The organism is Halogeometricum sp. CBA1124, from assembly GCF_009741955.1.
Classification (GTDB): Archaea; Halobacteriota; Halobacteria; order Halobacteriales; family Haloferacaceae; genus Halogeometricum; species Halogeometricum rufum.
On record NZ_WPCD01000224.1, the window covers coordinates 1 to 5,683 of the forward strand.

General features: G+C 67.7%; 6 protein-coding genes and 2 pseudogenes. 3 read left to right on the forward strand and 5 right to left on the reverse strand.

Going from position 1 to position 5,683, the window contains the following annotated elements:
* The 4 genes and pseudogenes from GJ632_RS22455 to GJ632_RS18785 form a co-directional block, all read right to left on the reverse strand.
* On the reverse strand, positions 1-537 hold a 537-nt coding region (locus GJ632_RS22455; protein WP_197428085.1), incomplete at its 3' end, for a putative glycolipid-binding domain-containing protein.
* 67 nt (positions 538-604) lie between these two features.
* On the reverse strand, positions 605-955 hold the full coding sequence (locus tag GJ632_RS18775) for a DUF5802 family protein (RefSeq protein WP_089808084.1): 351 nt from the start codon (positions 953-955) through the stop codon (positions 605-607).
* Positions 956-1,046: 91 nt separating this feature from the next.
* Complete coding sequence (locus GJ632_RS18780; protein ID WP_089808082.1) at positions 1,047-1,358, reverse strand: hypothetical protein; 312 nt, start codon at positions 1,356-1,358, stop codon at positions 1,047-1,049.
* Positions 1,348-2,389 (reverse strand): annotated as a pseudogene (locus GJ632_RS18785) (zinc-binding dehydrogenase). The gene GJ632_RS18780 and the pseudogene GJ632_RS18785 overlap by 11 nt, the downstream one beginning before the upstream one ends.
* A 183-nt stretch (positions 2,390-2,572) precedes the next feature.
* Between GJ632_RS18785 and GJ632_RS18790 the strand changes: the two are divergent.
* On the forward strand, positions 2,573-3,367 hold the full coding sequence (locus GJ632_RS18790; RefSeq protein ID WP_191453734.1) for a winged helix-turn-helix domain-containing protein: 795 nt from the start codon (positions 2,573-2,575) through the stop codon (positions 3,365-3,367).
* Between the two features lie 45 nt (positions 3,368-3,412).
* On the forward strand, positions 3,413-4,066 hold the full coding sequence (locus GJ632_RS18795) for a molybdenum cofactor biosynthesis protein B (RefSeq protein WP_343161259.1): 654 nt from the start codon (positions 3,413-3,415) through the stop codon (positions 4,064-4,066).
* Between the two features lie 15 nt (positions 4,067-4,081).
* Here the strand turns inward: GJ632_RS18795 and GJ632_RS18800 are convergent, their stop codons facing one another.
* A complete protein-coding gene (locus tag GJ632_RS18800; protein ID WP_305037694.1) occupies positions 4,082-4,909 on the reverse strand; it encodes a bacteriorhodopsin in 828 nt (275 codons plus the stop codon).
* A gap of 234 nt (positions 4,910-5,143) precedes the next feature.
* Here GJ632_RS18800 and GJ632_RS18805 point away from each other — a divergent pair.
* Positions 5,144-5,683, forward strand: a pseudogene (locus GJ632_RS18805) (dihydroxy-acid dehydratase); the annotation flags it as partial.

The window sequence follows — 5,683 nt, forward strand, 5'->3', positions numbered from 1 at the left end:
GACGGTCACCGTCGCGGTGAACCCGGACGTGAGGCTCTCGTACCGGTAGCGGTCCCCGTCGCCGTCGCTCTCGCCTGCAGACGGAAGCCGTGTGTACCGTTGCTCCGCGCGCGACACGTCCAGCGTTCGCGGGTCGAGGTACGTGACGGCTATCGCCGCCGACTCCCCCGGAGCCAGTCCGAGACGCCGAATCGGGAGCGTGTTCGTCAGCGGCGTCACTGCCACGTCTACGTCGAGACAGTCGTCGAGGGCGGGAGCCGGTTCGCCGTCGACGGTCCACGACCCGCCCTCGGCGACGAGCGAGAGCGAATCGGACGCCGCGACGTCGTCGCCCTCGCCGGCGTCGAAGCGGTCGACTCGGACCGTCTCGGTTCGGAACTCCGAGTCCGTCCGGAGGCGGTATCTCACTCTCGTCGCGTCGTCGTCTCCGCCGACGGCGACCACCAGTCCGTCCGCCCGAATGCCGGGGGAGAACGAGACGGCGCAGTCCTCGAACCCGACGCCGTCGACCGGTTCCCAGCAGTAGTGGGCGTACACGGCGAACGCTCGCGAGAGGCGGTATTAAAGCGACCGCTGCGGCGGTCGAACCGCGCCGACCGAGGACTCAGGCCATCACGGCGTCGTCGTCGAAGTCGTACCCCGCGTAGCGGAGAAGTTCGGTCGCTCGCTCCGGTTTCGCGAGGAGGACGTCCCTGTCGTCGGGGAGGTTCGCGTCCGCGAACTCCTGCGGGAGGGCGAGTGTGCCCGACGGGACGCTCTCGTCGCCGACGACGGGGAAGTGCCCGGCGTCGAGTTTCATCACGAGGGGCACGTCGAGGCGGACGAGTTCCGCCTCGGCGTACAGTCGCTCGTTGACGTGCGTGTGGTCGGTTCGCTGTATCGCGGGAACGTCGCCGTCGTACGGTTCGACGTACAGGCGACCCAGGTAGTAACCGCTCGAGAACTGCTCGAACATCTGTGCATGTGATTGTCTCCCACGGAAGAAGATAAGTCTTGTCGCTAACATACTTATGGTCGAACAAACAAAGCGCTCGCCGCCGCGGCGGTCAGTCGTCCTCGTCGCCGCCGTTCGTCGCGCCCGTCATCGACCAGACGGCGGTGAGGCCGAGAATGCCGGCCGGGAGGAGGGGGAGGACGAGGAGCGCGACGGTGTAGGGGATGCCGAGCGACGCGAACACCGACGGGTCGAGGTAGATGATTCCCGGGACGACGAGCGTACACAGCACCAGTACGGCGACGAGTCCCCACCCGCGCGTGCCGAACCCCGCGGGCTCGGGTTCCTCGTAGCCGGCGTCGCTCCCGGCGGTGCCGTCGGGTCGGTGGACGTATCCGCCCGTGTCGTCGTCCTCAGAGCTCACTATCGGGAATTACCACCACCTTGCCAAAGCCCTCACGGTTCTCTATCATCTCGTGGGCGCGGGCCGCCTCGCTCATCGGCAGCACCTCGCGAACGCGCGGTTCGAAGGTGCCGTCCCAGACGAGGTCCAGGGCCTCGTCGGCCTGTCCGGGCGTCGCCATCGTCGACCCGATGACCGACAGTTGGTTCCAGAAGATGCGGTTCAGGCCGGCGTCGGGGTTCGGGCCCGTCGTCGCCCCGCAGGTGACGACGCGGCCGCCCTTCCGGAGACTCTTCAGGGAGTCCTCGTACGTCGCCGCGCCGATGTGGTCGACGACCATGTCGACGCCGCGGCGGCCCGTGGCGTCGCGAATCTCCGCAGCGAAGTCCTCGTCCTCGTAGTTGATGGTGTGGTCCGCGCCGCAGTCGCGGGCGTACTCCAGTTTCTCGTCCGTCGAGGCGGTGGCGAACACCTCCGCGCCGGCGTGGTCGGCTATCTGGACCGCGGCGTGGCCGACGCCGCCGGACGCGCCGAGGACGAGGACGGACTCGCCGGGGCGGAGTTCGCCCCTGTCGACGAGCATCCGCCACGCCGTCTGGAACACGAGGGACGACGACCCGGCGACTTCCCAGTCGACGCCCTCGGGCACGGGGACGAGGTTCTCCTCGGGGACGGCGGCGTACTCGGCGTGGACGCCGCGGACGTGTTCGCCGATGATGTGGAAGTCGTACGACAGGGTCGGGTCGCCCTTTCGGGAGAACTCGGTGTTCTCTCCGGCGACGCCCGCGATGAGTGCGACGCGGTCACCGGGTTCGAAGCGGGTGACGCCCTCGCCGACTTCGTGGACGACGCCGGCCATGTCGCTGCCCGGGATGTGCGGCATCTCCAGGTCGATGCCGGGCATCCCCTTTCGCGTCCAGATGTCGAGGTGGTTCAGCGCGGCCGCCTTCACGTCCACCACGACTTCCCCCCCGTCCGGCCTCAGGGTCCGGGAAGTCGCCGTACTCGATTACCTCGCGCCCGCCGTGTTCCGCGAATTGCACAGCCTTCATAGACACCCCGTCACGGGGAGACGACAAAAGCCCCCGTCTCCACACACGTCTTACCTTTAGTTCGACGAACGACGATATTCGCGGCGCACCCCTCCTCGGAATCGCCGGCCGCGACGGTGCCGGCCGGAGGCCGTGAGAGAGTGATTCACAATCTTCATGCGGGTCGTCTACGATGTGGAGACGATGCCGGGAGACGGACGGCACATCGAAGAGGTAGTTCTCAGCCGGGAAGGCGTTCTTCGGGCCATCGTTCGGGAACCTCAAACAAAGCGGGAGTTGACGGAGTCGGTCAGCAGTTCGCGTTCGACCGTCGACCGGGCGATTCGCGAACTCCTCGACGCGGGCCTGGTGAGACAGGCCGGTGGCGAGTACGAGGCGACGATGGCCGCCGAGTGCGCCCTGGACGCCGTCGGGGCGTTCCACGACCGGATGCGGACCGTGAGCGACGCCGTCGCCGCCCTCGGCCACCTTCCCCCGGATACGCCGTTCGACCCGGTGTTCCTCGACGGTGCGGAGGTGCAGGTGACGACCCCGACGATGCCGGACGGCGTCGTCGAACGCCTCTTCGAGAGCATCGAAGACGCCTCGCACGTGCGCGGCATCGCTCCGGTCGTCCTCTCCGGGCACCTGCAGTCGTTCTACGATGCCGCGAAGGAGGGCGAGGCCCGCATCGAGATGCTCATCGACGGCGACGTCCTCGACCGAATGGTGGCCTCGCCGAGCACCCGTGACATTCTGGCCACGCAACTGCGAGACGAACAGGTGTCGATTTCGCGCGTCGACGTCCCGTTCTCCTTCGGTGTGTGGATAACCGAGGAGGAGGCCGGCGTCGTCGTCTACAGCGACACCGGCGTCCGCGGCATCATCGTCAACGACACCGACGAGGCGTACGCGTGGGCCGAGCAGTGGTTCGACGACCTGTCCGCGGCGGCGACCGCACTCACGGTCGACGGCGTCGCGAACGCCGGCGACGAGTAGCCGAGGGCGCGAGAACTTTGTCCGGCGGGGCCGAACCGGTCGGTCGTGAACGACCACGATAGCCACGACAGTCACGAGGAACACGGCAACCACGAGGAACACGACCAGCACGACGGCCACGACCACCACGAGGAACGCGACCAGCACGACGGCCACGACCATCACGAGGAACACGACCAGCACGACGGCCACGACCATCACGACCACCACAGTCACGACGTCGAGACGCTCGGCGTCGGCGTCGTCACCGTCTCCTCCTCCCGGTCGATAGACGAGGACGGCGCGGGCGACGCAATCGTCGCCGCGTTCGAGGACGGCGGGCACGAGGTGACCGTCCGCGAACTCGTCGCCGACGACTTCGACGGGGTCCAGTCCACGGTGAACCGCCTCGTGGACCGCGACGACGTGGACGCCGTCGTCACGTCGGGCGGGACGGGCGTCACTCCCGACGACGTGACCGTCGAAGCCGTCGAGGACCTCGCGGGCAAGACGCTCCCCGGATTCGGCGAACTGTTCCGCCGACTCTCCGCCGACGAAATCGGCACGCGCGTCGTCGCCACCCGCGCGACGGCCGGTATCGTCGACTCGACGCCCGTCTGCTGTCTCCCCGGGAGCGAGAACGCGGTCCGACTGGGCGTCGAGGAGATACTGCTCGCGGAACTTCCCCACCTCGCCGGCTTGGCGGGCAGAGAGGACTGAGACGACGGCGTCGCCTCAGTCGTCGGTCGCAGTCGCCGCGTCGTCCCGAATGGACGGGGCCGACCCGACGACGCGCTGATTCTGGGCGACCCAGCGGAGGAGCAGGTACGCGAAGACGTACTTCGCGAGGATGTCGAGGCCCGAGTAGCCCCACGAAGTGAGTCCCACGCTCAGCACGGCGAACCCCTCGCTTCCGAGCGCCCACAGGATCGGGTAGCCGAGCCACAGCGTGACCGTCAGCAGCTTCAGCGTCTCGAATATCTCGTCGGTCCCCGCGGCCGTCGCGTCCGCGGGCCACTCCACGAGGAGGACGTACAGCACCGCGACGAAGAACGCACAGCTGACGAGGAAGAACACCCAGCGGAGCAGGTGCGACGACGTGACGAGTGCCGCCGCCAGCCCGGTCACGCACATCCCGACGTCCATCGTAATCGCGGTGAACAGCTTCGTCGTGTCCGTCCCCGCGAGGAGACCGAGGGCGAGCAGAATCATCGGCGTCGAGAACGTCCACGTCAGATACCGCCCCCACGGGGAGAGGACCTCCTGACCCGCCAGCGCGTGGCCCGGGGGCATCTCCAGGACGCCGACCGTCAGCCCCGACACCAATCCGACGTAGCTGGATATCGACACGAGCGGAACGAGGAGGGTCGCGACCCAGATGAACCTGGCGCGCGGTTCCGCGACGTCTCGTCCCATGTAGACGAACAGCAGTATCGACAGGCCGGCGAGCGCGATGTTGACCCACAGCGACGACGCGAGCAGCGGGTCGTTACGTATCGCTTCGAGGACCTCCGGTTGCGTCGCCTGCGCGAAGCTGTCGGACTGTACGACCGCCGCGGACAACTGTGGAACTGTCGATGGCATATGTCGGGTCTTGTCCGGCATCTCGCCGCTTCGAGTGCCGGTCCGACAGTTCCTAGGGACGCGACCGGCATGTAGTTATCTCCTGCTTGACACTCCCGGCCGGTCGCTCCGCGGCCGGGCCCCGACGCCGTCGGGCCCGTCGTCGCGTCGACGATTGGATGTAAATACTGTCCGGGCGCGGCACTTTAAGGGTACAGACGGATAGGGGCCTGTATGAGCAGTCAGAAACCCCGCGAGGAGGAGGACGACGAACCGTTCTCCAGCGGAAAAGATGCCAGCCTCCCGAGTTCGGAGGTGACAGAGGGCGCAGACCGCGCCCCCCACCGCGCGATGTTCCGGGCGATGGGGTTCGACGACGAGGACCTCGGGTCGCCGATGGTCGGCGTCGCCAACCCCGCGGCCGACATCACGCCGTGTAACGTCCACCTCGACGACGTGGCCGACGCCGCCATCGAGGGCGTCGACGAGGCGGGCGGGATGCCCATCGAGTTCGGCACCATCACCATCTCGGACGCATCTCGATGGGCACCGAGGGGATGAAGGCGTCGCTCATCTCCCGGGAGATAATCGCCGACTCCGTCGAACTCGTCGCGTTCGGCGAACGGATGGACGCCCTCGTCACCGTCGCGGGGTGCGACAAGAACCTCCCCGGGATGATGATGGCGTCCATCCGGACGGACCTCCCCTCGGTGTTCCTCTACGGCGGGTCCATCATGCCCGGCGAACACGAGGGGCGCGACATCACCGTTCAGA

Coding starts and splice junctions, on each gene's coding strand:
- GJ632_RS18775 (WP_089808084.1), bottom strand. CDS start 955: ATGTTCGAGCAGTTCTCGAGCGGTTACTACCTGGGTCGCCTGTACGTC.
- GJ632_RS18790 (WP_191453734.1), top strand. CDS start 2,573: ATGCCGGGAGACGGACGGCACATCGAAGAGGTAGTTCTCAGCCGGGAA.